Origin of the sequence: Methylobacterium sp. 77, from assembly GCF_000372825.1 — a bacterium.
Taxonomy (GTDB): domain Bacteria; phylum Pseudomonadota; class Alphaproteobacteria; order Rhizobiales; family Beijerinckiaceae; genus Methylobacterium.
Genome location: NZ_KB910516.1, coordinates 1,815,089 through 1,838,840 on the forward strand (window position 1 = coordinate 1,815,089; position 23,752 = coordinate 1,838,840).

The window sequence follows — 23,752 nt, forward strand, 5'->3', positions numbered from 1 at the left end:
AATCGAGCAAGCCGCCCAAGGAAGGGACCCCAAGGGGGGGGTGATTTCGACAGCTCATAAACCGGCCGTTGAAGCGTTCGATGGTCGCTAAGTCGTGACAAGACAGGCGATGCCGCCGCCCTGCAGGCATGGAAAAAGCCCGGCGAGCTTTACAGCTTGCCGGGCTTGCTCTTTTCAGTCGGCCGCCGCCGCCGCCGCCGCCGCGAGGCGGATCAGACGATTGCGCGCGTAGACTTCGCGTGCACGCTCAAGCTTCCTAGCCTTTGCGGCCTGCCGGGCTGCCTCTTTCTCGGCTTTGATCTGTTCTTCGACATTGGCGTAACTTAGCCCGTCGGGGTTGAACAGGTCGTCGGTAAAGCGGTCGCGCGGCCGTTGCACTGCGGGCTCACTTCCCATGCCCAGGGGTCCTCCTGGCCCGAATTTGGGCCTAGTTATGCTTTTCCGGCGCCTCCATGACCTGGATGAAACTTCGCCCTATGTATCAGATGCATCTAAAGAGCTTATGTCAGGTAACGTGTAAAAATCTATTGTTTTCTTTATGAGGTGCTAACCTTGTCATCTAGTCGCAGGCGGCGGCGCCCTGGTGGGGGCACGTAGTTAGGTTGGCAAACAAGGGTTAGAACGGCTTGTCTCAATATGGTGGAAAAAGTGCAACTATAGACCGACATAACTTTAGATTAGCTCTGTTCCTCTTCTGATCTGGATAAAATTAATCGAGATGTAAATGATTGACACCGAATTATTTGGCGTTAAGCTATCTGAGGTCGTGTGAGGTTGATTTTTGTTATATTGGCGCCACCATTCGTCGATGCTTTCGCGCTAATCCGTCAACGACAGGAACCACTAGGCGTTCAGACATTCTCCCCGTGGGCGGCCGTTGAACAACTCGATATAGGCGGTGTCGGTTGGCTTGCTCGGTAGGGCGGTTGATCTCGAATCCCTTCAGGTGAGAAAGGTGATGTGCCTTCAACCTGCCTGCTGCTCCAAAGCGGTATCAGCGCGGACAGAATGGCGTCTCCGTGCTAAGTGATGCCGGCAGCGACGCTCTCCGCCATGCAGACACCGCAGGTTTGCGCTTCATCCAGCCAGTGATCGAACCCTGTGACATCTGATTTTATCGACGGCTGCTAGAAACAGTGGCTCGGGACGATCTGGCAGAACAAGCGGCTGAGATCGATGACCCTGGCTACATCAGTATGCGCCCAGGTCAGCCGCCGACGTCAATAAAGGGTGTATGTTGGCGTCGACAGGCGGTTCTGACGATTCCATAGTGTGGGCACACGGCTCTTTGAAACTGGCCCTTAACCGCCCCCGCCGAGGATGCAGCACCATACCCTTCCGCCATTCGTGCGGGCACATCCAGACGACTTACAGACCTCGGTCGCCGTCCCCCTTCACCATCATCACCAACTGCCGGCTGCGGCGATGCGACCGACGTTCCAAAAACGAGCCTCCTGCCCGCCACGTAGGAGCCTCCCCAAAATTCACGGCGCGCAAATCGAGTGCAAGCCTACCTAGCGGAGGGCGGACCTTTACTCATGATCGTCGTCGCGGCTCTAAGGTTAAAGGGTGCCGTCATGGCGTGGCCCGACCTGATCGTGGCGGCGGTGATGGCCGAGATCTTCGTGACTTCCTCAATCCAAATTCTTCAGCAGGCCTGGACCGAGCACCAGAGAGACGCCGTCGCGACGCTCCCCGCACCGGCCAAGTGAGCCCCGGTCAAACCCGTTGAATGTCGAAGACCGCTACAGGACGACCATGACGACGAACGACGCACACGCCGGTCACGACCACGGGTCGCATGACCATGAGGCCCATGCGACCCATGACCATCCCGGGCATTCCCACGCCCCGGCGAGCTTCGGGAAGGCGTTCGCAATTGGCATCGCCCTCAATGTGGGCTTCGTCGCCATCGAGGCCACTTATGGGGTGCTGGCGAACTCGATGGCCCTGCTGGCCGATGCCGGACACAACCTCTCGGACGTGCTCGGTCTCGTCGTGGCGTGGATCGCGACGGTGCTGGCCAAGCGCGCCCCGAGCGCGCGGTACACCTACGGGATGAAGGGCTCCTCGATCCTGGCGGCCCTGTTCAACGCGGTGTTCCTGCTGGTGGCCGTTGGCGCCATCGCCTGGGAGGCGATCCAGCGCTTCGGCGAGCCCGCCCCGGTCGCCGGCAAGACCGTGATGATCGTCGCGGCGGTCGGCATCCTGGTGAACGGCATCACCGCCTGGCTGTTCGCCTCTGGTGCCAAGGGGGACATCAACATCAAGGGCGCGTTCCTGCACATGGTCGCCGACGCCGCCGTCTCGGCCGGGGTGGTCATTGCCGGCCTCGTGATCCTCTACACCGGATGGACCTGGCTCGATCCCGTCGTCAGCCTCGCCATCGTCTTCATTATCGTCTGGAGCACCTGGGGCCTCCTGCGCGACAGCCTCACGCTATCCCTCGCCGCCGTCCCGCCGGGCATCGACCCCGACGCCGTCCGCAGCCACCTCGAAGGACTTCCGGGGGTCGCGTCACTCCACGACCTGCATATCTGGGCGATGAGCACCACGGAGACATGCCTTACCGCCCATCTCCTAATGCCTGGCGGCCGGCCCGACGACGAGTTCCTCATGAAAACGGCCGTCGGCATCAAGGAACGGTTCGGCATCGGCCACACCACCCTGCAGGTGGAGACCAGCAGCGACACCGCCTGCATCCTCGCACCCGCCCACGTCGTTTGACCGGCATCGGGTGTATGAATGCCCCCGCGGACGGAACGGTGACGCCCATTGCAGGACGGAGGAATCGTTGATCCACGAAAACGGGGGCAACGCGGGTTCCGATGGTTCGGAACACGTCCTCCTCGTCGAGGATGACGACGGCCTGCGTCTGCTGGTCACCCGCCTTCTCCGCGAGGCGGGCTATCGTGTCACCGGTTGCAGAAGCGCCATTGAATTCTGGCGCCTCCTGCCTGCCGGTGGCGTCGACCTCGTCCTGCTTGACGTGATGCTGCCCGGGGCCTCGGGCCTTGACCTGCTCCGGGCGTTGCGCGCGAGGAGCACGGTGCCGGTGATCATGGTCAGCGCCCGCAACGAGGAGGCCGACCGGGTGCTTGGGTTGGAACTTGGGGCCGACGACTACGTGGCCAAGCCCTTCGGCCGGCCCGAGCTCCTGGCCCGTGTCCGTGCCGTCTTGCGCCGCGCCTCCATGGCACCCTCGTCGCCCTCGTCCCCGGTATCCGAGGTGCTCTCCTTCTCAGGCTGGAGGCTCGACATGCGCAGCCGCTCGCTCGTCGATCCCGAGGGGGCGGCCGTCGACCTCTCCGGCGCCGAGTACGACCTCCTCCTCGTCTTCCTCGAACACCCGGGGCGCGTGCTGGGCCGGGAGATGATCCTCGAACTGTCCCGTGCCAGGCTCGGGTCCCCCACGGATCGCAGCGTCGACACCCTGGTGAGCCGCCTGCGGCGCAAGCTCGAACCGCCCGAGGGCCTGCCTCCGGTCATCAAGACCGTGCGCGGGGCCGGCTACATGCTCGCCTCGAAGGTTGAGCGCGCTTGAGACGCCTGGCACCCTTGGCCCGCAGCCTGGAAGCCCGAACGGTCGCAGTCCTGCTCCTGGCCATCCTCGCCGTCCACGGCGGGGCACTGCTTCTCTATCGGCAATCCGCGACCGCCGCGGCGGACGATGCGTTCGCGCGGCAGGTCGCCAACCAGCTTACCCTGGCGCGCGAGGCGGTGCTCCGCCGCCCACAGACCGAACGCGACGCCGAGGCGAAGGCCCTGTCGTCCGCGCATTTCGAGCTGGGATGGTCGCCGACCTCGACCCTGCTCCCTGACAGGGCCGGCGACCCGGCGATGTGGTCGCTCAGGTCCCGGATGATCGCGTCGGAGCCGAGCCTCGAACCCGGTCTCGCACTCGCGATGGACAGTGGCCACGAGGCCCTTCATCAGGAGGACCTGGGCGGTGCGCTCGCCCTGGCGGACGGGAGTTTTTTGACCTTCCGCTCGGCCCATGCACCCGGCCTCGCACGGCTCGGATCGTGGGCCTACCTCGCGACGGCGATGGCCATCCTCGTCGGTGTCGCCGCCGTCGTTCTGATGCACCGGATCGCGGGACCGTTGCGCGACCTCACCCGCGCTACGGCCGAAATCGGGCACGGAAAGGTGGTCCCCGTGAGGGAAGCCGGCCCCGACGAGACCCGCGATATCGCCCGGGCCCTCAACGCGATGCAGGACCGCATCCATCGGCTGGTGACGGAACGGACCCAGGCCCTGGCGGCCGTCTCCCACGACCTGCGCACCCCCATCGCGCGGCTTCGCCTCCGCCTCGACGGGCTGCCCGAGGGCGGCGAGATCCGGGCGATGGGCTCGGACCTCGACGACATGCAGGCGATGGTCGATTCGACCCTGGCGTACCTTCGGGGCGACGCGGACCCGGAGCCGCGCCAGGTTGCCAACGTCGCGAGCGTCCTCATGAGCATCGCCGACACGTCCTCGGACGCTGGCCGCGAGGTCGCCTATGCGGGCCCTGGCCGCGCACTCGCGACGGTGCGCCCAGTTGCGCTGCGACGCGCGCTCGACAACGTCGTCGACAACGCCGTGCGTTACGGGACCCGCGCCTTTATTTCGCTCGACGTGGAGCCGGAAGAGCTGGTGCTCACCGTCGAGGACGATGGTCCAGGCATCCCGCCTGAAGAGGTCGCCCGCGCCTTCGAGCCGTTCACCCGCCTCGAAGCGTCGCGGAACCGCAACACCGGCGGCACCGGCCTCGGCCTGACCATCGCGCGCCGGATCGTCGAGGCGGAGGGAGGCGGCATCGCCCTATCCAATCGGTCGGGAGGCGGCCTTCGGGTCCGGATCTCCCTGCCGCGCGCCGGTCGCTGACACACTTCGTCACGAACCAGGCGTCCGGGTGTAAAACAGGGTCGCTATCTCAGGTCTCGAAGCGGCCGCACCGGCTGCCGAACCCCAGGGATCAGAATTATGAAGCGTACCATCGCCGCCCTTCTCACCCTCGGCCTACTAGCAGGCCTCTCGGCTCCCGCCTACGCCGCCGAGGACGGGCATGGGAACGCGAACAATCCCGAGCGCTCCGTGCCGAACACCGGCGGCGTGGCCGGTGGCCCGGCCCATCGCGACGACCCGCGCGAGAGCGAGGCCCGCGAGGTCGGCAAGGACGGCAAGCCCGTCCATTCCGACAAGGATGGGCACGCCCACGGTCACTCCCACGGCAAGAAGTGAGCGGACGACGCTGACCTCGGAAGGCCGGGAGGATGCACCGATGCGTACGCTTCCCCTCCTGGTCGTCTTCGCCTTCCTTGCCGTCGGCATAGGCTACGCCCTTGGCGGGGGATGACCGGTCCGCTCCCGCCCGACGGCTTCACGGTACGGTAGTGCCCTCCTCGGTACCGTGAACCGCCCGCCTCGGCCTCGTGCCGGGGCGGGCACCCCTCCCGTGGTCCTTCCAGTCTCCGCCCGACCACGAAGAGCTGTTGCGCTTCCATGCCGTAACCCGCGTGGGTGCCGCCCTGCAGGATCGTCGTTTCGCGCACACGATCCCGCGTCGCACGAACTCCCTTGCCAAATATTCCCGAATTTCACCGGGAGCATTCGGATCGGTTTTCTCGATCCGTACGTTCCTGCGCAGTATTCGAGAGAGGGAGCCTCAACATGAAGACCAAGTTCGGAGCCATCGCCGCCATCGTGACCCTGGCCTTTTCGCCGGTCGCGGCCCTTGCGCAGCACATCGATGTCGGCCCGGGCGGCGTCAGGGTCCATGGCGACGGTCATGGTGAGCGCCACGGCGAGGGGCATCACGGGGACCGCCATGAACACCGCGAGGTCGTGCGCGAGCATCACCACCATGACGACCACCACGATGACCATCACGGCGGCGAGCGTCGCACGACGATCATCGAGCGTCACTGAGTTCTGCCGATCCGGGATCTCGTGAACCTGTTTCACGGCGTCCCGGATATCTTCATCCACGCTTCCATGAACGGCTGTTTCAGGCTTCGTTCAACTCGGCGCGCCCATCTTGAGGCATACCCCTTTGAGGAACGAGCCATGCGAGTTCGCATTCCAGCCTTGGTCGCCGTCGGCCTGATCCTGGCCCCGGCCGCCGCGTCCGCCCAATACTATGGCGGCGACTTCGACCGGCGCGGCGGGGACGTCCACGTCGACCGCTACCATCATGGCGACCACGATGATGTCGTCATCCACCGTCCGCATCGGGATTACGGCGACCGGGCGTTCTATGGGGAACGTCGGTACTACGGCGAGCGCCGGCACCACCACCATCACCACGACGACTATTAAGGTTCGACCCTGCCAAAGGGCCATCCGGCATGTACGGGTGGCCCTGAATCGTTCATAAGGCGACCATGACCACGGGACCTCGGATCAGGGCCTACGAGACGATGCGCGGCTGGTGGGCGACCACCGTGCGAGTGCTCTCGCTCGTCTTGGTCCTGGCGCTCGTCGTCCCGGGCGCGATCCATTCCGCCGAGGCCCACCGGTCCGTTGGTCACGAACTGTCCGTGTCCGCACCAACCCTGGCAGCCGCCGTCGATCACTCCGATGCCTGCCCCGCCTGCCATGCCACCTGCGGCTGCCATCAGGCACTCAGCGTCGACGGGACGCCGGCCCTACCGCCCCGCGGGACGGGGCGTGCCTCCTACGCGACCGTGACCACACCCATCGGATCGGTCTCGCCCGACCGCCAACCCAGGCCGCCTCGCGCCTGAGGCGACGCCGCCACGTCCGTGGCGCGTCCCGGCCGGCCCCACACGGGTCACGGCTGCCTCTAATTCGCGAAATACCCAGTACGGGACCGTTTCCCGCCGCCTAAGCGGCCGTGCGACGTCCCGGTCGGAACCCGGCCCATTCCCATGCGTGCATTCCTTTCCGTGGCTTTCCTGGCCATCGGCATCGTCATCGGCGGTGCCTTCCCCCGTGTGTCCGAGGTCGTGCAGGGCGCCCTCGCGGCCGCCGGCCTCACGAACGCCCGGGCGACGCCCCCAACCAATGCGGCCGTTACCAGGCCGGTGACACCCGCAGCCGACGATGGGCACGGTCACGGCGACCATGGCCACGAGCATGCCGACGGCGAGCCCAAGCCTTCCGGCGAGCACAAGCACTCCGAGGGAGAGGCCAAGCCCGAAGCCGGTGGCCACAAGCACGCCGAGGGCGAGGCGAACGGCCACGACGAGGAGGGCGAGGGCAAGATCAAGATGACGGCCGAGCAGGCCGCCGAGCAGGACATCGAGCTGGCGATGGTCGAGGGCGGGATTCTCTCGCGCCATTTGCTGGTGCCCGGCACCATCGCGCAGGACGCCGACCGGATCGCACGCGTTCCCGTGCGGGTCGTCGGCACCGTGTCCGAAATGCGCAAGCGCCTCGGCGAGGAGGTCGCCAAGGGCGAGGTCGTGGCCGTACTCGACAGCCGCGAGGTCGCCGAGGCCAAGAGCGACTTCCTCACCGCGACGGTCAAGGCTGACCTGGAGAAGACGAACTTCGACCGCCAGCAGGCCCTCTGGGACAAGCGGATCTCCGCGGAATCGGCATTCCTGAACGCGAAGGCCGCCTACTCGGAGGCGACGCTCAGGGTCGATCTCGCGCGCCAGAAGCTGTCGGCCCTTGGCCTGAACGCCGCCGAGGTGGCGACGTCCGCCAGGAAGGACGAGACCACGCCGAACCTGTCGAGCCTACGCCGCTACGAATTGAAGTCACCCCTCGCCGGGCGGGTGGTCGAGCGCAAGGTCGACGTCGGCACCGCCGTGGGCAAGGAAGGCGACCCGGCCGACGTCTACACGGTCGCCGACCTGTCCTCGGTGTGGATCGAGCTCGCGGTTCCGACCACCGAACTCTCGAAGGTCCGCGAGGGTGCCAAGGTGACCATCGTCGGCGACGCCGCCGCCCGCGGCGAGGGCAAGGTGGTGTTCGTCAGTCCCATCCTCAACCCGGAGACGCGCTCGGCTCGGGTCATCGTCGCCCTGCCGAACAAGGACATGGCCTGGCGGCCCGGCACCTTCGTCACCACCGAGGTCGAGATCGCCCAGGACAAGGTCAAGGTGCGGCTGCCCAAGTCCGCCATCCAGACCATCGGCGGCGAGAAGGTCGCCTTCGTGCGGACCCCGGAGGGCTTCGAGCGCCGGGACGTGACTCTCGGCAGGGCCGACGATGACGCCTTCGAGATCCTTACCGGCCTCAATCCCGGGGAAGAGGTCGCTGTGGCCAACTCCTTTGTCCTGAAGGCCGAGCTCGGCAAGGCCGAAGCCGACCACGCGCACTGAGGGCGGCCATCATGATCTCGAAGATCCTCGACTTCTCTGTCCACCAGCGCTGGCTCGTGGTGCTTCTGTCGCTGCTGGCGGCAGGGTTCGGTGTGTTCTCGCTGACCAAGCTCCCCATCGACGCGGTGCCAGACATCACCAACAACCAAGTCCAGATCAACACCACGGCGCCCTCGTTGTCGCCGGTCGATATCGAAAAAATCATCACGTATCAGGTCGAGACGGCACTCGCGGGCATCAAGGGGCTGGAATACACCCGCTCGCTCTCACGAAACGGGTTCTCCCAGGTCACTGCCGTCTTCTCCGAGACGACGGACATCTACTTCGCCCGCCAACAGGTTGCTGAGCGCCTTCAGGAGGCTGAGGCGGCGATGCCGTCCGGGGTTGAGCCGCGCATGGGGCCAATCTCGACCGGGCTCGGCGAGATCTACATGTGGTCGGTGCACTACGCGAAGCCCGGGGAGCGCAAGGTCTCGCCCGTCGGTAAGCCCGGCTGGCAGTCGGACGAAAGCTATCTTACCCCCGAGGGCCAGAGGCTGAGGACAGAGCTCGAACGCACAGCCTATCTGCGCACGGTCCAGGACTGGATCATCCGTCCCCAGGTGAAGACCGTGCGGGGCGTGGCCGGCGTCGACGGCATCGGCGGCTTCGAGAAGCAGTACCATGTCCAGCCCGATCCAATGAGGCTGACCGCCCTCGACCTGTCATTCGCCGACATCGGCCGTGCGCTGGAAGCCAACAACGCCAACCAGGGTGCGCGCTACCTGGAGGACAACGGCGAGGGCTACGTCGTGCGCGCCGCTGGCCGCCTGGAGACCATGGAGGACATCGGTTCGGTCGTCGTGACCACGCGCGGCGGCGTGCCGGTGCGTATCTCCGACATCGCTGAGGTCCGTATCGGGCGCGACCTGCGCACCGGCTCGGGCAGCGAGGACGGGCAGGAAGTTGTCATCGGCACCGCACTGATGCTCATCGGCGAGAACAGCCGCACCGTGGCCGCCGCCGTCGATGCACGCATGACCGAGATCCGGCGCACGCTCCCGCCGGGTATCGAGGTCCAGACGGTCCTCAATCGCACCGTCCTCGTCGAGGCCACCATCCGGACGGTGGCGAAGAACCTAGCCGAGGGCGCCGCCCTCGTCGTCGTCGTCCTGTTCCTATTGCTGGGCAACATCCGCGCAGCCATCGTCACGGCGCTGGTCATCCCGGTGGCGATGCTGATGACCATGACCGGCATGGTCCAGGGCCGCATCAGCGCTAACCTGATGAGCCTCGGTGCCCTCGACTTCGGCCTCATCGTCGATGGGGCCGTCATCATCACCGAGAACGCCCTGCGCCACCTCGCCGAGAGACAGGCGGAGCTCGGGCGCAAGCTCGAACTGGAGGAGCGCCTCGCTACCGTACGGGCCTCGGCCGAGGAGATGATCAAGCCGAGCCTCTACGGGCAGGCCATCATCATCCTCGTCTACGTGCCGCTCCTGACTTTCACCGGGGTCGAGGGCAAGATGTTCGAGCCGATGGCGCTCACCGTCATCATCGCTCTGGTCGCGGCCTTCGTCCTGTCGCTCACCTTCGTGCCGGCGATGATCGCCATCGTCATCACTGGCCGGGTCACCGAGACCGACAACCTCTTCGTCCGGGCGATCAAGGCTGCCTACCGTCCGGTCCTCGGGGCCGCCCTACGCGTGCCCATGCTGTTCGTCGCGGCCGCGCTCGTACTCCTTGTCGGCGCCGGCTTCCTGTTCAAGGGGCTGGGGCAGGAGTTCATTCCGCAACTTGACGAGAAGAGCATCGCGCTAAACGCCCAACGCATCCCGTCGACCTCCCTGACGCAGTCGCAGGCGATGCAGTTGAAGGTGGAGCAGGCCATCAGCCGATTCCCCCAGGTCGCCTACGTCTTCTCGAAGACCGGCACCGCGGAGGTCGCCTCTGACCCGATGCCGCCGAGCTCGTCCGACACCTTCGTCATCCTGAAGCCGCAGGAGGAATGGCCCGACCCGGACCTGTCCAAGGCCGAGTTGCAGGAGCAGATCGAAAAGGCCCTCGGGGCGCTCGCTGGCAACGTCTACGAGTTCTCCCAGCCGATCCAGCTTCGCTTCAATGAGCTGCTGGCCGGCACCCGCGGCGACCTTGCGGTTAAGGTGTTCGGCGAGGAGTTCGAGCCGATGCTCAAGGCCGCAAACCAGGTCGCTACGATCCTGCGCGGGACCGAGGGCGCCGACGACGTCAAGGTCGAGCAGACTGCTGGCTTGCCGTTCCTAGAAATCAAGATCAACAAGACCGAGGCCGCACGCCTCGGCCTGAGCACATCGGCCATCCAGGAGGTCGTCGGCGCGGCTATTGGCGGCCGCGAGGCCGGAATGGTGTTCGAGGGCGACCGGCGCTTCCCCATCGTGGTGCGCCTGAACGACAAGGTGCGAGAGGATCGTGAGGCCCTAGAGAACATCCCGATCCCGCTGCTTCCCGGGCTCAACGGTCGAGCATCCTCCGTACTGCTGAAGCAGGTCGCCAGCTTCTCGGTAACAGAGGGCCCCAACCAGATCTCGCGCGAGAACGGCCGGCGCCGAGTCGTAGTCACTGCCAACGTGCGCGGCCGCGACATCGGCTCGCTCGTGGCCGAGGCCCAGGCCAAGGTGGCGTCTGGGGTCTCGCTCCCGGCCGGCTACTACGTCACTTGGGGTGGCCAGTTTGAGAACCTGGCCTCGGCGCGCCAGCGCCTGATGGTGGTGGTGCCGGTCTGCTTCTTCCTGATCTTCCTGCTGCTGTTCTCGGCCCTGAACTCGGCCCGGGACGCTCTCCTGGTGTTCAGCGCCGTGCCCCTGGCGCTCACCGGTGGCATCGCGGCCCTATGGCTGCGGGGCATGCCGTTCTCGGTGCCCGCGGCCGTTGGCTTTATCGCCCTGTCCGGGGTGGCGGTGCTCAACGGCCTCGTGATGCTGACCTACATCAAGCAGCTCATCGCCGATGGGCGTCCGCAGCGTGAGGCTATCCTGGAGGGCGCCATGACCCGGCTTCGTCCGGTGGCAATGACCGCCCTAGTGGCGTCCCTCGGGTTCGTGCCGATGGCGCTGGCGACCGAGACCGGTGCCGAGATCCAGCGTCCGCTGGCGACCGTCGTCATCGGCGGCCTTATCTCGGCGACCCTGCTGACCCTCGTCGTCCTGCCGGCCCTCTACGCCAAGTTCGCAGGGAAGATCGTCGTAAGGAAGGATCGGCCCATGCCGGTCCAACCGCACCTCCGGGCCGCCGAGTAGGAGGGCCGGATGAGTAAGAAGTTAGGTCGAGCCACGGCTCACTGGGGCGCTAAGGGTGGGCGTCGCAGACGCCACGTCAGGACGCATGTCCGTAAAGCGGCCCGGCATACGTTCTGGCTCGTGATGCTGGGCGTCCCGGCCTGCGTGTACCTTCTTTACTGCCTCTGCCACATCGGTGGGGAGCCGCATTTCCACCTGACCCCAACGAACCTCAGGCATCCTTAGGACAGCTCCCCGTGGGGGGACAACGCCTCGATGATGCGGCAGTCGGCGACCGACCCGCATCCGCATTGACCAATAACGTCGCGCAGTTCGTGGGCAAGCCGGGTTAGGTCGGAGAGTTTGCGCTCGACCTCCGCCAGGTGCGCGCGGGCGATGGTATCGACTTCGGTGCAGGAACGCTTGCGGTCGTCGGCTAAAGCGAGAAGCTCCCTGACCTGGTCCAGCGTGAAGCCAAGGTCCCGTCCACGTCTGATGAAGCCCAGACGACGCAGGTGCTCGGTACCGTAGAGGCGGTAATTGCCCGCCGACCGCGCCGGCGCCGGCAAAAGGTTGACCTTCTCGTACCAGCGGATTGTCTCAACGCTGGTGTTCGTCGCCGCCGCCAAATCGCCGATGGTCATGGAGGATGTGTGCGCCATGGCCTTGACCCTGTAGTTGCTACAGGGCGCATGTAGGTTCTCCGACCCGTCGGCACGAGGCCCAGGTCGACGGAGCTTGCCATGTCAGGGCCAGGAACCATGGGTGCGGTCCCCGCCGGTACCGCACTGCGCTACCGCGTTAAGGGCATGGACTGCCCGAGCTGCGCGACCAAGATCGAGACGGCCGTGACGCGCCTGCCCGGCGTCGGGGGCGTGCGGGTTAACTACACGGCCCAGGTCCTCGACCTTGTGCTCGACGAGGCTGCCACACCCCGAGCGGACCTGGAGGAGCGGATCACTGGTCTCGGCTACGGCGTCGCCACCCTGCCCACGGCCGCCGACCTCGCCCGTGCGCACGTCACCGGAGCGGACATCCCCGCCATTGAGGACGAGGAGGCGGAGCCGTCCGTCTGGCGCAGTCGCAAGGGCCTGCTGGCTCTGGCCATCGCCGGCCTGTTCGCTGCCGGCTTCCTCCTCGATCAGGTCCAACCGGGCCTAGCCGGTGAGTACGCCTACTGGCCCGGCGCGCTCCTTGGGCTCGCCTTCTACGGACGCCGGGCCATCGCCGCCGCGCGCAACGGCTCGCCGTTCTCCATCGAGATGCTGATGTCGGTCGCGACCGTCGGAGCTCTGGCCATCCATGCCGCCGAGGAAGCCGCGGTCGTGGTCCTGCTGTTCACCGTCGGCGAGATGCTCGAAGGCTTCGCGGCCGGCCGATCCCGCGCCGGCATCAAGGCGCTCGTGGGCCTGGTGCCGAAGACGGCGCGTTTGATCGAGGAGGACGGCGTCGTGCGCGAGGTGCCGGCCGCCTCCCTGGTGATCGGCCAAACCGTGCTGGTGCGCCCGGGTGACCGCGTCCCTGCGGACGGCGAGGTCACGGACGGCACGTCGAGCCTTGACGAGTCCCCGATCACGGGGGAATCGGTGCCCCGGCCAAAGGAGGTCGGGGACGCCGTCTATGCCGGCAGCGTCAATGCGGACGGGGCCCTGCAGGTCAGGGTCACCCGGATGCCGTCGGACAACACCGTCGCCCGCATTCTGCACATGGTGGAGGAGGCGCAGGCTTCGAAGTCGCCGACCGCCCGGTTCATCGACCGCTTCAGCGCCGTCTACACCCCGGTCGCCTTCGCGGTCGCCGCGCTGGCGGCGCTTGGCCCGCCGCTGCTGCTCGGCGCCGACTGGGGCACCTGGATCTATCGCGGACTGGCGTTGCTCCTCATCGCCTGCCCCTGCGCCCTCGTGCTCTCGACCCCGGCCGCCATCGCCTCGGGTCTTGCCGCCGGAGCGCGGCGGGGACTGCTGGTGAAGGGCGGCGCCGCCCTGGAGACCATCGGACGGGTGCGTACCGTCGCGTTCGACAAGACGGGGACGCTCACGGCAGGGCGTCCAAGGGTCACCGACGTCCTCCCATTTGCCCCGGACATGACGGATCGCACCCTGCTCGGGCTCGCGGCGACGGTGGAGGCCGGATCGAGCCACCCCATCGCTCGTGCGATCCTCGAACGTACGGAGGCCGACGCCATCCCCCTGCGCCCCGTACGCGATGCCCGTGCGGTTCCCGGCAAGGCCGTCCAGGCCACGGTCGCCGGTCGCACGGTCGCGGTGGCATCCCCGCGCCACGCCGCGACGCTGGCCAGCCTCTCGCCGGAAGCGGAAGCGACGGTGCAGGCCCTTGAGGAAGCCGGCAAGACCGCCGTCGTCGTGGTTCGGGACGGAGAGGCGCTCGGCGTCGTGGCGGTCCGGGACGAGCCCAGACAGGATGCGGCCGCCGGCGTCGCGGCCCTGCGCCGGCTTGGGGTCGAATGCGTGATGCTGACCGGCGACAACCGGCGCACCGGCGAGGCCATCGCCAAGGGCCTGGGACTATCGGTCCGGGCCGACCTGCTGCCGGCCGACAAGCTCGCCGAGATCGGCGCGTTGAAGGAGGTCGGCCCGGTCGCTATGGTCGGCGACGGCATCAACGACGCCCCCGCGCTCGCCTCCGCCAGCGTCGGCATTGCCATGGGCGGCGGCACAGACGCGGCACTGGAGACGGCTGACGCGGCCATCCTCAACGACCGGGTATCGGACGTGGCCGCCCTCGTGGCGCTGTCCCGGGCGACGCTCGGCAACATCCACCAAAACGTGGCCATCTCGCTGGGGCTCAAGGCCGTGTTCCTGGTGACGACGCTCGCAGGCATCACTGGGCTATGGCCGGCCATCCTGGCGGATACCGGGGCGACCGTCCTGGTGACGGCCAACGCCCTTCGCCTGCTCCGGGCTTGAGCCGATGCGTCTCATACGGGAAAGGGCCGGGTTCGGCGCCCTCGTCGTAATCGCTGTGACCGCGGCGGGCACCGACCTGTGGACCAAGGCGCTGGCGGTCGACAGGCTTTCCGACGAAACCGTGCACGCGGTACTGCCGATGCTCGACCTCAGGCTCGCGTTCAATCATGGCATCAGCTTCAGCCTGCTTCCGGCGCATGACGCGACGTCCTTGGTCGTCCTTCTTGCGCTTCAGGGAATGCTGACGGCCTACGTTGCCCGGTTGGCATTCCGCGCGACCGGAGCGTCGGAAGGAGTTGGTTTCGCCATCATGACCGGCGGTGCACTGGGAAACCTCATCGACCGATGGGTGGACGGCCGCGTCACGGACTTCCTCGACCTGCACCCGGCGGAGGTGCATTGGTTCACCTTCAACATGGCCGATATCTGGATCAGCCTCGGGGCCGCCTTGATAGCTTGGGAGGCAGTCGGCAAGCCGGGCGGGCCGAGACCACCAGCGCCGCTTGATCGGGCCGCCCTACGGGTCCCTTAACGGCGTCATTTCGGTCGTGCCCGTAATGGTCGAACGGCCTGGCCGCAGGCATGGACGATGCGGTCCTGCTAATTGAACGAATGCTGGGATGCGTCCGTCCCTTCAGTCAGGCGGAGGATGCGTTTAGGAAGAACGGCGCATGGGGTCCTATGCCTCGATGCCGGCCTCGCCCGCGACATGGTCGGGCTTCTCGACTTGACCGCGTCGCTGAAGCTGGAGGGCCACGACCCAGCACAGGACCGCCCAGGCCGACCCCACGCACCAGCCTGCCAGCACGTCGGTCGCGTAGTGGACCCCGACATAGACCCGGCTCAGCCCGACGACGACCGTGAGGAAGACGGCCAGCCCCATGAAGTACGCCTTCAGGCGAGCGCCCGCCGCCACGCGCGTCATGAGGGCGCCGAGTGTCAGGTAAGTCACGGCGGAGAGCATGGCGTGGCTGCTAGGGAAGCTGGCGGTGAACACCTGGATGCCGCCGGGGATCTCGGGTCGGGGCCGGTTGAAGAGGAGTTTCAGCCCGAAGCTGATGACCGTCCCGCCCAGGATCGATCCCACCACCAGGACCGCGGCCCCCTGCTTGCGGATCAGGAGCAGGTACCCTGCCACAGCCGCGATGAGGAAGCAGAGGACCACCATGCTGCCCAGGGAGGTCACGTCCCGGGCCATCTCGTGCAGCCAATCCGGTCCAATCGGACCAGCCGCGCCGGGTGGACGGAAGAAGTGGGCGACGCGGGTGTCGAACCCCATCGTGCCGCCCTCCATGACCTTGTCGGCCAGGAGACCAAACCCGAGGATGAGGGCGGCGACGCAAAACAGCGTCACGGGCAGACCGATCTCCCGCTTGCCGAGGCGCGCCATGATACCGGCACGGGCGGACGGAGAGGACTGGTTCATGCGCCCGAACTCCTGGATCGGTCCCTTGACGGTTGCTGGCTCGGGACACTCACCGCCTCATGCGGCAGAGCCGAAGAACCCGTTCGGATCCTCGCCCGTTCCCCCGCGGTGAGCGGCGAGCCAAGGAGAACCCGCACCTTTGTTGCCCGCAATGGTCGCATCCACGCCGAGATCCCTGTGGAGGAGGGCCTGAAACGTCGGATATCGACCCCGAGGCCTAGTGGTCGAAACCTGACGCTTGATACCGTCCGCTTCCGACCCAACTACGCCGTAAGAGCAAGCCAACGTATCTCTCGAAAGCAGACGTTGCAGTCGATCTCGCCGTGCGAGGGCATGATCTCGGATCTCCGCCTTTCAGAGTGGTGACGCCGCCGCATCATTCCTCTGACTGCTCCTGGGTGACGGCCGTATGCCGTGGTTGAGGACGAGTCGGCGGTCACGCTGACGTCACCAATCTTTTTCGTGTGTCAGTGGAATAGACGCGCCCGTTCGGCATCTCTCCCGATGCGGTCATGGTCGACCGCGGGAGACCTCACTCATGCACACCATGCTGATCCGCGCTGCCTTTGCGGCCTTCGCCTTCTCCGCCGCCGCCGCCCAGGCCGCTGCGCCTGCGATGACGGCCGAGACTGCCAAGGGGCCGGCGCTCGTCGATGCCAAGAGCATGACCCTCTACACCTTCGACAAGGACATGGGCGGCAAGTCGATGTGCAACGGCCCCTGCGCCGCCAACTGGCCGGCCCTGATGGCCGCCTCCGGCTCGGCTGCTAGTGGCGACTGGACGATGGTGACGCGGGACGACGGCACGATGCAGTGGGCCTACAAGGGCAAGCCGCTCTACACCTTCGCCAAGGATACGAAGCCCGGCGACATCACCGGCGACGGATTCCTCAACGGTGCATGGCACATCGCCAAGCCCTGATCGGTAAAGCCTCGTGGACGAGATCGCCGCCCTCATCGAACCGCAGATCCCAGCGTTGCGGCGCTACGCAGTCGCACTGTTGCGGGACCGCGAAGCGGCGGATGACCTCGTCCAGGACACGTTGGAGCGGGCGTTGTCCGGCTGGTCCGGACGTCGCCGCGACGGCGACCTGCGAGCCTGGCTGTTCACGATCGAGCGCAACCTGTTCCTCGGCACTGTTCGACGCCGGGGCCGGCGCGGCATCGATGTCGGCGCTGAGGCTTTGGAGCAGGTGCCCGATCCGGGTGCCGACCCCGAGGCCGTTATGGGGGCACGCGACGTGCTCACCGGACTCGACGCCCTGCCCGAGGAGCAGCGCTCAGTGCTACTGCTCGTCGCGGTCGAGGATCTGTCTTATGCGGAAGCGGCGCAGGTGCTCGGAGTACCGCTGGGCACGGTGATGTCGCGGTTAAGCCGAGCCCGGGAGCGGATGCGAAGTTTTCTGGAAACGGGCCGAACCGGCTTGTTGAGGAGGGTGAAATGAGCGGGGATCCACGCCCGGTCGGCGAGGACGACCTGCACGGCCTGATCGACGGTCGTCTCGAACCGGAGCGGCAGGCACTGGTCGAGGCATGGCTCAGGGGAAACCCCGCGCGGGCGGCCGAGGTCTCGGCGGATCGCGCCCTGCGCGAGCGCTTGCGTGCCCGCCTCGCGCCGATCGCCGAGGAGGCGATCCCGGCGCGGCTCCGGGTGGCCAACATCCGCTCGCGACATCGCCCGATAACCGGGCGCTGGCTTCCGGTCGCGGCTGCGGCCGTGCTCTGCCTCGCGGTTGGCGGTGCCGCCGGCTGGTTCGGCCATGCCGCGCGGCAGGTACCCACGGTCACGCTCGCGCGAACCGAGCCGGCGACCGACGACGCGGTGGCGGCCTTCCGCACCTACGTGGTCGAGGCGGTGCATCCAGTGGAGGTGCGCGCCGATGAGAAGCCACACCTCGTGACGTGGCTCTCGAAGCGCCTCGGCCGGGCGGTGACCACCCCCGACCTCACGGCCTACGGCTTCCGCCTGATGGGGGGCCGGCTGCTGCCGGCGGGTTCCGAATCCGCCGCGATGCTGATGTACGATGACGATCACGGCACCCGGCTGACGCTCTACAGCCGCGTAGGCGATGCGGATGGCCGCACGGTGTTCCGCTTCGCCCGCGAGGGCGACGTCGCCGCCTTCTCCTGGGTCGATGGCGGCATGTCCTACGTCGTCACCGGTCGCACCGACGAAGCGCGGCTTTTGACCGTCGCGCAGGCGGTTGACGCGCAGGTCCGTGGATTGCCGGTTCCGCCGCGGCAACCATGACCCTCGACCAACTCCGCATCTTCGTGGCGGTGGCCGAGCGGCAGCACGTAACCCGGGCTGCCGAGGCGCTGAACCTCGTGCAGTCGGCGGTCAGCACGGCGATCGCCAATATCGAGGGACGACACGCGACCAAGCTGTTCCATCGGGTCGGCCGCGGGATCGAGCTGACCGAGGCGGGACGCGTGTTCCTCGTCGAGGCCCGCGCGGTGCTCGCCCGGGCCGAGGCCGCCGAGCTGGTGCTCGCCGACCTCAGCGGCATGCGACGCGGGACGCTGGCCCTCTACGCCAGCCAGACCATCGCCAGCGACTGGCTGCCGCGCCACCTTGTCGCCTTCCGCCGGGCCTACCCTGAGATCGCCATCCGGCTGGCGGTGGGCAACACCACCGACGCTGCCGATGCGGTCCGCGCCGGGCAGGCCGAACTCGGCTTCGTCGAGGGGGCGCTGGACGACCCGACGCTCGCGAGCACCACCATTGCTCATGACCAGCTCGTCCTCGTGGTCGCCCCAGGCCATCCCTTCGCCGGAGCGACCGCCCTTGAACCCAAGGACCTCGCCGGGGCCGACTGGGTGCTGCGCGAGGGGGGATCGGGAACCCGCTCGGCCTTTGAGGCGGCGCTGGGTGCGGCCGGCCTCGCTGCGGCTCAACTCCAAGTCACACTCGAATTGCCCTCGAACGAGGCGGTCCGCGCCGCCGTCGAGGCCGGGGGCGGGGCCGCCGTGCTGTCCGAGACCGTGGTCGCCGCAGCGCTTCGAGCCGGGACCCTGGTACGGGCGGCGTTCGCCCTGCCGAGCCGGCCGTTCCGGGTACTGCGCCACAAGGAGCGCTACCGCAGCCGGGCCGCCGACGCGCTGCTCGATTTGATCGCAACGGCGGATGCCGAATGAGCGAGCCCGCGAAACCCGTTCCCCCCGACGACCCGCGGGTCAGGCTCGCCGAGGACCGCACGGTGCTGGCAGCCGAGCGCACCTTCGTGGCGTGGCTTCGCACCGGGCTCGCCTTCCTCGGCGTCGGCCTGGCCGCGCAGCGCTTCCTGCGAGAGGTGCTGGCGGTCTGGCCACTGAAGGTGCTGTCGCTCACGCTGATCGCCTGTGCGCTCGCCTCGTTCGCCGGCGCCGCATGGCGGGACCGAGCGATCCGGGCGCGACTCGCTCATGCCGAGATCCCGATGATGCCGCGCATCCTCACCGTCGGGGTTGCGGCCCTGCTCATCGCGATCTCGGGCCTCGCTGCCACCGCCCTGCTCTGGGCGTGACGGTCAGGCCACCGTTACCCGCACCCGGTGCCAGGCGGCGCTGAGGTAGCCCTTGTAGTTCCAGGTGTCGTCCGGCGCCGCAGGCTGGGTCTGGCCGGCGGAATCCCAGGCCCGTACCGCGAGTTCGTGCTCGCCGGTCGTCAGCTCGCGCTCGATCTCCCAGAACGTCCAGGCGTAGGGTGCGTCGGCGTCGCGGTCGATCCGGGCCTGCGCCCAGCTGCGACCGCCATCCGTCGAGACATCGACGCGGGCGACCGCGCGGTCACTGGCGATGGCGTAGCCGCGGATCGCGTGCCGGCCGGCCTTCAACGCCGCGCCGCGGGCGGGCTCGCAGATCGCGCTGTTGAGCGGCATCGCCTCGATGGTGATGCCGTGGGCGGGGTCCGCGGTCTCGGCGGTCACGTCGGGCGGAAACAGCTTGTAGTCGTCGGCCTGCATCGGGTTGTTGGAGGGGTGATCCTGCACCGTGATGCGGGCGAGCCATTTCGGGCTGCGGATGCCGGCAAAGCCCGGCACCACAACACGCAGCGGGTGACCGTGCTCGGGGGCGAGAAGCTCGCCGTTCATCGCGAAGGCGAGCAGCGTCTCGGGGGCGAGAGCCTTGGCGAGCGGGATCGAGGCGCCGAAGCGCGTGTCCGTATGGGCGATCCGGTCGTGGCTCTCGAAGGCGACGTGACGTGCGCCCCCCGCGTCGAGGCCGGCCGCGCGCAGCACCTCGGCGAGGCGCACGCCGGTCCATTCCGCGTTGCCGATGGCGCCGGGCGCCCACGGGTCGCCGGAGACCGGCGCCACCGCCAGCATGTCGGCCCGGCGGTTGCCGGCGCATTGCATCACCGCCGTGACGGTGACGGGCGCGAAGCGTTCCTTGAGATCGGCGAGCGAGAGGTCGAGCGACGTCGCGACCATCCCGTCGATAATCAGGCGGTAGCTGTCGGCGTCGAGGTCCGGGATGTCACCGTGGCTGCGGACGTAGAAGTCGGCCTGATCAGTCAGGAAGGCCGCGCGCAGGCGATCGAGCGGCGGCTCGGCGTTGTAGGGCGCCTTTCCGTGGACGATGAGGCGGTCCTTGCGCTGGAACAGGCCGAGCATGGGGTCTTTGTCCTGCGTTCGTGACGTGTCGACATCGGGAACGCGCCGGGAGCCGAGAAGGCACCCGGCGCGCGACGCCTCAGGGCTTCATGGTCGAGATGACCGCGTTCTTCGCCCGGTCCACCACGGCGACGCTAAGGTCGCGGTTGAGGACGTAGGCGTGGGCGTTGTCGGCCGAGAACGCGATCGCCTGGCGCGGCTCGTTCAGGCCGGTCACCGTGGCGACGACCTTGAGGGTGCCGGTGTCGATCACCGACAAGGAGTTGTCCTTGAGATTGCCCGAATAGACGAAGCGCCCGTCCGGGGTCAGCGCGGCGCCGTAGGGGTCCTTGCCCACCGCCACCTCGGACGTGACCTTACGGGCGGCGACATCGACCACGCCGATCGTGTTGCGGCCGCTGTTGGCGGCAAACAGCGTCTTACCGTCCTTGGTGATCGAGATGGCGCGCAGCTTGTCGAACCCGGCGATCTCGCCGGTGATCTTGTTGGTGGCGGTATCGACCAACGTGATCTTGTCGCCGAGGAAGTTCGTCACGAACACGGTCTTGCCGTCCGGCGACAACTTCACGCCCTGGCGCGGCTGCGCGAAGCCGGGGATCACAGCCTCGGCGAGCATGGTCCTGGTGTCGAACACGGTCAGCGTGCTCGCGGCCTCGTTATTGACGTAGAGCTTGGTCCCGTCGGCCGAGAGCACCGTGCCGAACGCGCCGGGGCCCGCGGCGAGAACGCCGGCTTCCTTGCCGGTGGCGGTCTCGTAGACCGTGATCCGGCCGGTGCCGCTGTCGGAGACGTAGAAGCGGGCGCCGTCCGGCGCGAACACGATGTTGCGCGGGGTCACGAAGCCGTCGAGGCGGCGCAGCACCGTGCCCTTGGCGACGTCGTAGACGATGACGGCGCTCTCTTCGCTGTTCGACACAGCGGCGACCGTACCGGCGGCGTTCAGCGCCAGCGCGTTGTTCTTGATCGCCCCGTCGAAACCGGCGGCGAACCCGGGCTGGCCCTGGGCGAGGAGCAAGGCGGCTCCGGCGACGAGGGCGCGCAGGCTGGTGCGGATATGGGTCATGAAGCGTGTCTCTCGGGCATGCGCGCTCGTTCGGCGGCCGGGGCCTGCCGTGAGGGCTGGTTCGAAATCGGAAATCCGTCGTGCAAGGCCGGGCCGGCCGTGCATCGCCCTGAGGAGACGCCGGAAGGCGCGGTCTATTCCCCGAGGCCGGCGAAAAAAGCGCGGCGGCCTCGGGAATCGGGGGTTCAGGGCGTCGGCTTCAACGCCGTGAGGTAATCGATGATGGTCTGCACGTCGGCCTGATCGACCGGTGCCTTGTAGACGTGAACCATCTTGTTCACGGTCTCGGTCCACTGCGCCTTGGTGAGCTTGGGCTGGGTCAGCACCATCCCGGCCGAGTGGCAGGCAAGGCAGTTGTTGTTGACGGCCTCGGCCCCCGGCCCGTCGGGGAAGATCCGGTCGGAGGTCGGCATCGCAATGGATTGCGAGGTGAAGCGCATCGGCTCGGGGGCCGGGGCGGCGAGCGCCACCAGAGGAGACAAGGCGAGCGCGGCGATGAGGGCCGCAGGGCGGATCGGGTTCATGGCTGGTCTCCTCAAGCGGCCTGGAAGGACACGGTCTCTATGCCGTTCTGCATGAAGCCGTTGGCGTTCCAGACCTGGTCCATGCCCTGGGCGACGCCGTTGGTATTGGTGCAGCGGACCTTAACCGCATGGGTGCCGGCGGCCAGCGCCGGCAGGCTGCCGTCGAAGCGGCGGAAGCTGTAGGGGCCCTCGTCCGCGCCGAGTTGCGCCGGAAACCACGTCGCCCCGCCGTCTCCGGAGAAGTCGACCGCCTTTACCCCGCAATCGCCGCCGAAAGCGATGCCGCGAAGGGCCACCGGCGTTCCGGCCGCCACCTTGGCGCCGTCGGTCAGGTTGGTGACGAAGGAGCGCGGCACCATCCTGTTGATCGGCACCGTCTTGAAGCCGGTCTGGCCGGGCTTGATGTTGGCGCCCGGCACGTCCGGGATGCGGTAGGCGGTCTTCATCCAGTACCCGTCGTCGGGCTTGTCCAGCACCTCGATGTCGGACAGCATCTTGACCCAGTAGGTCGAATACCAGCCCGGCACCACGAGGCGGAGCGGGAAACCGTTGAGCAGCGGGAGCTGCTCGCCGTTCATCGCGTAGGCGATCATCACCTCACCATTGTTGGCGTGGTCGAGATCGAGCGACTTCTTGAAGTCCGGCGCGTCGTCGACCACGGGCTCGTCGAGGCCGTTGAAGCGCACCTGCACGGCGCCGGACTTCACCCCAGCGCGTTCGAGCACGTCCTTGAGGCGTACCCCGGTCCAGCGGGCGTTGCCCATCGAGCCGTTGGCCCATTGCGCGCCGGGCACCCGCGGCTCGAACAGCCCGCGTGAATTGCCCGAGCACTGGTTCACCGCGGCGATCTCGAAGCGCGGCAGGCCGGCGATGGCGTCGAGCGAGAGCGAGAGTTCCTTATCGACGTGGCCGTGGACCTTAAGACGGAAGGTGCCGGCATCGACTTCGGTCGGGATCGAGGCCCAGTGCCAACGGACGTAGAAGCGGTCGTTAGGGGTGAACACGCCCTCGTCGAACACCGAGAACGGCGTCTCCAGCAGCGGCGGATGGGTGCGTTGAAGGATCATCTCGGCCTTGCCCGGAAAGGCGGTGGTCAGCGCCCGCTCGTCCGGGCCGCCGGGCAGCGGAAGCTTCACCGAGCCCGCGGCCCAGGCCGGCATGGCGGCGGCGAGGCTGCCGACCCCTAGGCCACCCAGGACGAGGCGGCGGTTCAACGGTTCGTGCAGATGGCGCATGATGTCTCCCTGGAATCGTTTGTTGGGCCGCGTCGGCCGGTCGCTGGATCTCGGTGTCGCCGTCGGCGGACGGCATTGGCGTCGGTCGGGACGGTTCGGTCTCGCCGCCGGAAACTCGGGTCGTCGATCCATGTCATCCCGGCAAAGAGGCGTCCTCTCCGTGAACGAGATGCTACAGCGAGATGATTATTCCACCCAATGATCGTTAGAGATCTGAACGATCTCCGATTGCGATCATCCGAAGATTTCCGATCTCCGATCAATGGCGGGCGGCCGGATCAGATGATCGTCAGCCAGGCGGTGCCGACGGCGGCGACAGTCAGGGCGACCGTCCAGAACAGGACCCAGCGCATATGACCGCTGGTCTCGCCCTGCCGGGCCTCGTCAGTGGTCTCGAAGGTGGGTCGGGTCATGATGGATCTCCCTGTCATTCGGGTGTTCGAAGGCTTCACGTGCCGCCGGACGGATGC

25 protein-coding genes are annotated in these 23,752 nt (G+C 67.4%); 17 read left to right on the top strand and 8 right to left on the bottom strand.

The genetic code is table 11. From position 1 onward, the window contains the following. Positions 1-174 precede the first annotated feature (174 nt). Complete coding sequence (locus A3OK_RS0108590) at positions 175-396, bottom strand: hypothetical protein (RefSeq protein ID WP_018044277.1); 222 nt, start codon at positions 394-396, stop codon at positions 175-177. Between the two features lie 1,142 nt (positions 397-1,538). Between A3OK_RS0108590 and A3OK_RS24285 the strand changes: the two genes are divergently transcribed. The 10 genes from A3OK_RS24285 to A3OK_RS0108640 all read left to right on the top strand — a co-directional run bounded on the left by A3OK_RS24285 (position 1,539) and on the right by A3OK_RS0108640 (position 11,533). Further along, positions 1,539-1,712 carry a hypothetical protein gene (locus A3OK_RS24285; protein ID WP_018044278.1) on the top strand — a complete coding sequence of 58 codons (174 nt, stop codon included), beginning with the start codon at positions 1,539-1,541 and terminating at the stop codon, positions 1,710-1,712. A 46-nt stretch (positions 1,713-1,758) separates the two neighbouring features. Continuing rightward, the gene (locus A3OK_RS0108600) at positions 1,759-2,727 is read left to right on the top strand and encodes a cation diffusion facilitator family transporter (protein ID WP_018044279.1); all 969 of its coding nucleotides are present in this window, start codon (positions 1,759-1,761) and stop codon (positions 2,725-2,727) included. A gap of 67 nt (positions 2,728-2,794) precedes the next feature. After that, entirely contained in the window at positions 2,795-3,544 is a 750-nt protein-coding gene (locus A3OK_RS0108605) for a response regulator transcription factor (RefSeq protein ID WP_018044280.1), read from the top strand. After that, complete coding sequence (locus tag A3OK_RS0108610) at positions 3,541-4,869, top strand: ATP-binding protein (protein WP_026176008.1); 1,329 nt, start codon at positions 3,541-3,543, stop codon at positions 4,867-4,869. Before A3OK_RS0108605 ends, A3OK_RS0108610 begins: the two co-directional genes overlap by 4 nt. Before the next feature lie 99 nt (positions 4,870-4,968). After that, complete coding sequence (locus A3OK_RS0108615; RefSeq protein ID WP_018044282.1) at positions 4,969-5,226, top strand: hypothetical protein; 258 nt, start codon at positions 4,969-4,971, stop codon at positions 5,224-5,226. A 429-nt stretch (positions 5,227-5,655) separates the two neighbouring features. Next, positions 5,656-5,913: a hypothetical protein gene (locus A3OK_RS0108620; RefSeq protein ID WP_018044283.1), complete on the top strand. Its 258-nt coding sequence runs from the start codon at positions 5,656-5,658 to the stop codon at positions 5,911-5,913. Between the two features lie 138 nt (positions 5,914-6,051). Beyond that, entirely contained in the window at positions 6,052-6,303 is a 252-nt protein-coding gene (locus A3OK_RS24290; RefSeq protein ID WP_192216543.1) for a hypothetical protein, read from the top strand. 65 nt (positions 6,304-6,368) lie between these two features. After that, complete coding sequence (locus A3OK_RS0108630) at positions 6,369-6,731, top strand: hypothetical protein (protein WP_238254234.1); 363 nt, start codon at positions 6,369-6,371, stop codon at positions 6,729-6,731. A gap of 144 nt (positions 6,732-6,875) precedes the next feature. Beyond that, complete coding sequence (locus A3OK_RS0108635; protein ID WP_018044286.1) at positions 6,876-8,279, top strand: efflux RND transporter periplasmic adaptor subunit; 1,404 nt, start codon at positions 6,876-6,878, stop codon at positions 8,277-8,279. A gap of 11 nt (positions 8,280-8,290) precedes the next feature. Further along, complete coding sequence (locus tag A3OK_RS0108640; protein WP_018044287.1) at positions 8,291-11,533, top strand: CusA/CzcA family heavy metal efflux RND transporter; 3,243 nt, start codon at positions 8,291-8,293, stop codon at positions 11,531-11,533. 221 nt (positions 11,534-11,754) lie between these two features. Here the strand turns inward: A3OK_RS0108640 and A3OK_RS0108645 are convergent, their stop codons facing one another. Then, the gene (locus tag A3OK_RS0108645) at positions 11,755-12,156 is read right to left on the bottom strand and encodes a helix-turn-helix domain-containing protein (protein ID WP_026176009.1); all 402 of its coding nucleotides are present in this window, start codon (positions 12,154-12,156) and stop codon (positions 11,755-11,757) included. A gap of 117 nt (positions 12,157-12,273) precedes the next feature. On the opposite strand from A3OK_RS0108645, the gene A3OK_RS0108650 reads away from it, so the two are divergent. Further along, the gene (locus tag A3OK_RS0108650; RefSeq protein WP_018044289.1) at positions 12,274-14,439 is read left to right on the top strand and encodes a heavy metal translocating P-type ATPase; all 2,166 of its coding nucleotides are present in this window, start codon (positions 12,274-12,276) and stop codon (positions 14,437-14,439) included. Positions 14,440-14,443: 4 nt separating this feature from the next. Continuing rightward, the gene (lspA, locus tag A3OK_RS0108655; protein ID WP_018044290.1) at positions 14,444-14,971 is read left to right on the top strand and encodes a signal peptidase II; all 528 of its coding nucleotides are present in this window, start codon (positions 14,444-14,446) and stop codon (positions 14,969-14,971) included. Positions 14,972-15,118: 147 nt separating this feature from the next. Here lspA and A3OK_RS0108660 read toward each other — a convergent pair whose 3' ends face one another. Further along, positions 15,119-15,865, bottom strand: a complete 747-nt coding sequence (locus A3OK_RS0108660) for a phosphatase PAP2 family protein (RefSeq protein WP_018044291.1) — start codon at positions 15,863-15,865, stop codon at positions 15,119-15,121. A 538-nt stretch (positions 15,866-16,403) separates the two neighbouring features. On the opposite strand from A3OK_RS0108660, the gene A3OK_RS0108665 reads away from it, so the two are divergent. The 5 genes from A3OK_RS0108665 to A3OK_RS0108685 are packed head-to-tail and all read left to right on the top strand — an operon-like array spanning position 16,404 to position 19,371. After that, entirely contained in the window at positions 16,404-16,787 is a 384-nt protein-coding gene (locus tag A3OK_RS0108665) for a hypothetical protein (protein ID WP_018044292.1), read from the top strand. A 13-nt stretch (positions 16,788-16,800) separates the two neighbouring features. Continuing rightward, positions 16,801-17,310, top strand: a complete 510-nt coding sequence (locus A3OK_RS0108670; RefSeq protein ID WP_018044293.1) for an RNA polymerase sigma factor — start codon at positions 16,801-16,803, stop codon at positions 17,308-17,310. Further along, on the top strand, positions 17,307-18,116 hold the full coding sequence (locus tag A3OK_RS0108675; protein ID WP_018044294.1) for an anti-sigma factor: 810 nt from the start codon (positions 17,307-17,309) through the stop codon (positions 18,114-18,116). Before A3OK_RS0108670 ends, A3OK_RS0108675 begins: the two co-directional genes overlap by 4 nt. Then, positions 18,113-19,003 carry a LysR family transcriptional regulator gene (locus tag A3OK_RS0108680; RefSeq protein ID WP_018044295.1) on the top strand — a complete coding sequence of 297 codons (891 nt, stop codon included), beginning with the start codon at positions 18,113-18,115 and terminating at the stop codon, positions 19,001-19,003. The genes A3OK_RS0108675 and A3OK_RS0108680 overlap by 4 nt, the downstream gene beginning before the upstream one ends. Continuing rightward, a complete protein-coding gene (locus A3OK_RS0108685) occupies positions 19,000-19,371 on the top strand; it encodes a DUF202 domain-containing protein (RefSeq protein WP_018044296.1) in 372 nt (123 codons plus the stop codon). The genes A3OK_RS0108680 and A3OK_RS0108685 overlap by 4 nt, the downstream gene beginning before the upstream one ends. A 3-nt stretch (positions 19,372-19,374) precedes the next feature. Here the strand turns inward: A3OK_RS0108685 and A3OK_RS0108690 are convergent, their stop codons facing one another. The 5 genes from A3OK_RS0108690 to A3OK_RS24720 form a co-directional block, all read right to left on the bottom strand. Then, complete coding sequence (locus tag A3OK_RS0108690) at positions 19,375-20,460, bottom strand: sulfite oxidase (RefSeq protein WP_018044297.1); 1,086 nt, start codon at positions 20,458-20,460, stop codon at positions 19,375-19,377. Between the two features lie 79 nt (positions 20,461-20,539). Then, complete coding sequence (locus A3OK_RS0108695; protein ID WP_018044298.1) at positions 20,540-21,523, bottom strand: beta-propeller fold lactonase family protein; 984 nt, start codon at positions 21,521-21,523, stop codon at positions 20,540-20,542. A 185-nt stretch (positions 21,524-21,708) separates the two neighbouring features. Then, positions 21,709-22,047, bottom strand: coding sequence for a cytochrome c (locus A3OK_RS0108700; protein WP_018044299.1), 339 nt, complete (start codon positions 22,045-22,047; stop codon positions 21,709-21,711). 11 nt (positions 22,048-22,058) lie between these two features. Then, positions 22,059-23,282, bottom strand: coding sequence for a molybdopterin-dependent oxidoreductase (locus tag A3OK_RS0108705; RefSeq protein WP_018044300.1), 1,224 nt, complete (start codon positions 23,280-23,282; stop codon positions 22,059-22,061). 278 nt (positions 23,283-23,560) lie between these two features. Beyond that, positions 23,561-23,695 carry a hypothetical protein gene (locus A3OK_RS24720; RefSeq protein WP_018044301.1) on the bottom strand — a complete coding sequence of 45 codons (135 nt, stop codon included), beginning with the start codon at positions 23,693-23,695 and terminating at the stop codon, positions 23,561-23,563. Between the last annotated feature and the right edge of the window lie 57 nt (positions 23,696-23,752).

Bases quoted from the DNA above. Each gene is read 5' to 3' on its own strand.
- A3OK_RS0108690 (WP_018044297.1), bottom strand. From the start codon at position 20,460: ATGCTCGGCCTGTTCCAGCGCAAGGACCGCCTCATCGTCCACGGAAAG.
- A3OK_RS24290 (WP_192216543.1), top strand. From the start codon at position 6,052: ATGCGAGTTCGCATTCCAGCCTTGGTCGCCGTCGGCCTGATCCTGGCC.
- A3OK_RS0108705 (WP_018044300.1), bottom strand. From the start codon at position 23,282: ATGCGCCATCTGCACGAACCGTTGAACCGCCGCCTCGTCCTGGGTGGC.
- A3OK_RS0108635 (WP_018044286.1), top strand. From the start codon at position 6,876: ATGCGTGCATTCCTTTCCGTGGCTTTCCTGGCCATCGGCATCGTCATC.
- A3OK_RS0108630 (WP_238254234.1), top strand. From the start codon at position 6,369: ATGACCACGGGACCTCGGATCAGGGCCTACGAGACGATGCGCGGCTGG.
- A3OK_RS0108615 (WP_018044282.1), top strand. From the start codon at position 4,969: ATGAAGCGTACCATCGCCGCCCTTCTCACCCTCGGCCTACTAGCAGGC.
- A3OK_RS0108695 (WP_018044298.1), bottom strand. From the start codon at position 21,523: ATGACCCATATCCGCACCAGCCTGCGCGCCCTCGTCGCCGGAGCCGCC.
- A3OK_RS24285 (WP_018044278.1), top strand. From the start codon at position 1,539: ATGATCGTCGTCGCGGCTCTAAGGTTAAAGGGTGCCGTCATGGCGTGG.
- A3OK_RS0108600 (WP_018044279.1), top strand. From the start codon at position 1,759: ATGACGACGAACGACGCACACGCCGGTCACGACCACGGGTCGCATGAC.
- A3OK_RS0108685 (WP_018044296.1), top strand. From the start codon at position 19,000: ATGAGCGAGCCCGCGAAACCCGTTCCCCCCGACGACCCGCGGGTCAGG.
- A3OK_RS0108660 (WP_018044291.1), bottom strand. From the start codon at position 15,865: ATGAACCAGTCCTCTCCGTCCGCCCGTGCCGGTATCATGGCGCGCCTC.
- A3OK_RS0108645 (WP_026176009.1), bottom strand. From the start codon at position 12,156: ATGACCATCGGCGATTTGGCGGCGGCGACGAACACCAGCGTTGAGACA.
- A3OK_RS0108620 (WP_018044283.1), top strand. From the start codon at position 5,656: ATGAAGACCAAGTTCGGAGCCATCGCCGCCATCGTGACCCTGGCCTTT.
- A3OK_RS0108665 (WP_018044292.1), top strand. From the start codon at position 16,404: ATGCACACCATGCTGATCCGCGCTGCCTTTGCGGCCTTCGCCTTCTCC.
- A3OK_RS0108680 (WP_018044295.1), top strand. From the start codon at position 18,113: ATGACCCTCGACCAACTCCGCATCTTCGTGGCGGTGGCCGAGCGGCAG.
- A3OK_RS0108675 (WP_018044294.1), top strand. From the start codon at position 17,307: ATGAGCGGGGATCCACGCCCGGTCGGCGAGGACGACCTGCACGGCCTG.
- A3OK_RS0108700 (WP_018044299.1), bottom strand. From the start codon at position 22,047: ATGAACCCGATCCGCCCTGCGGCCCTCATCGCCGCGCTCGCCTTGTCT.
- A3OK_RS24720 (WP_018044301.1), bottom strand. From the start codon at position 23,695: ATGACCCGACCCACCTTCGAGACCACTGACGAGGCCCGGCAGGGCGAG.
- A3OK_RS0108590 (WP_018044277.1), bottom strand. From the start codon at position 396: ATGGGAAGTGAGCCCGCAGTGCAACGGCCGCGCGACCGCTTTACCGAC.
- lspA (WP_018044290.1), top strand. From the start codon at position 14,444: ATGCGTCTCATACGGGAAAGGGCCGGGTTCGGCGCCCTCGTCGTAATC.
- A3OK_RS0108640 (WP_018044287.1), top strand. From the start codon at position 8,291: ATGATCTCGAAGATCCTCGACTTCTCTGTCCACCAGCGCTGGCTCGTG.
- A3OK_RS0108650 (WP_018044289.1), top strand. From the start codon at position 12,274: ATGGGTGCGGTCCCCGCCGGTACCGCACTGCGCTACCGCGTTAAGGGC.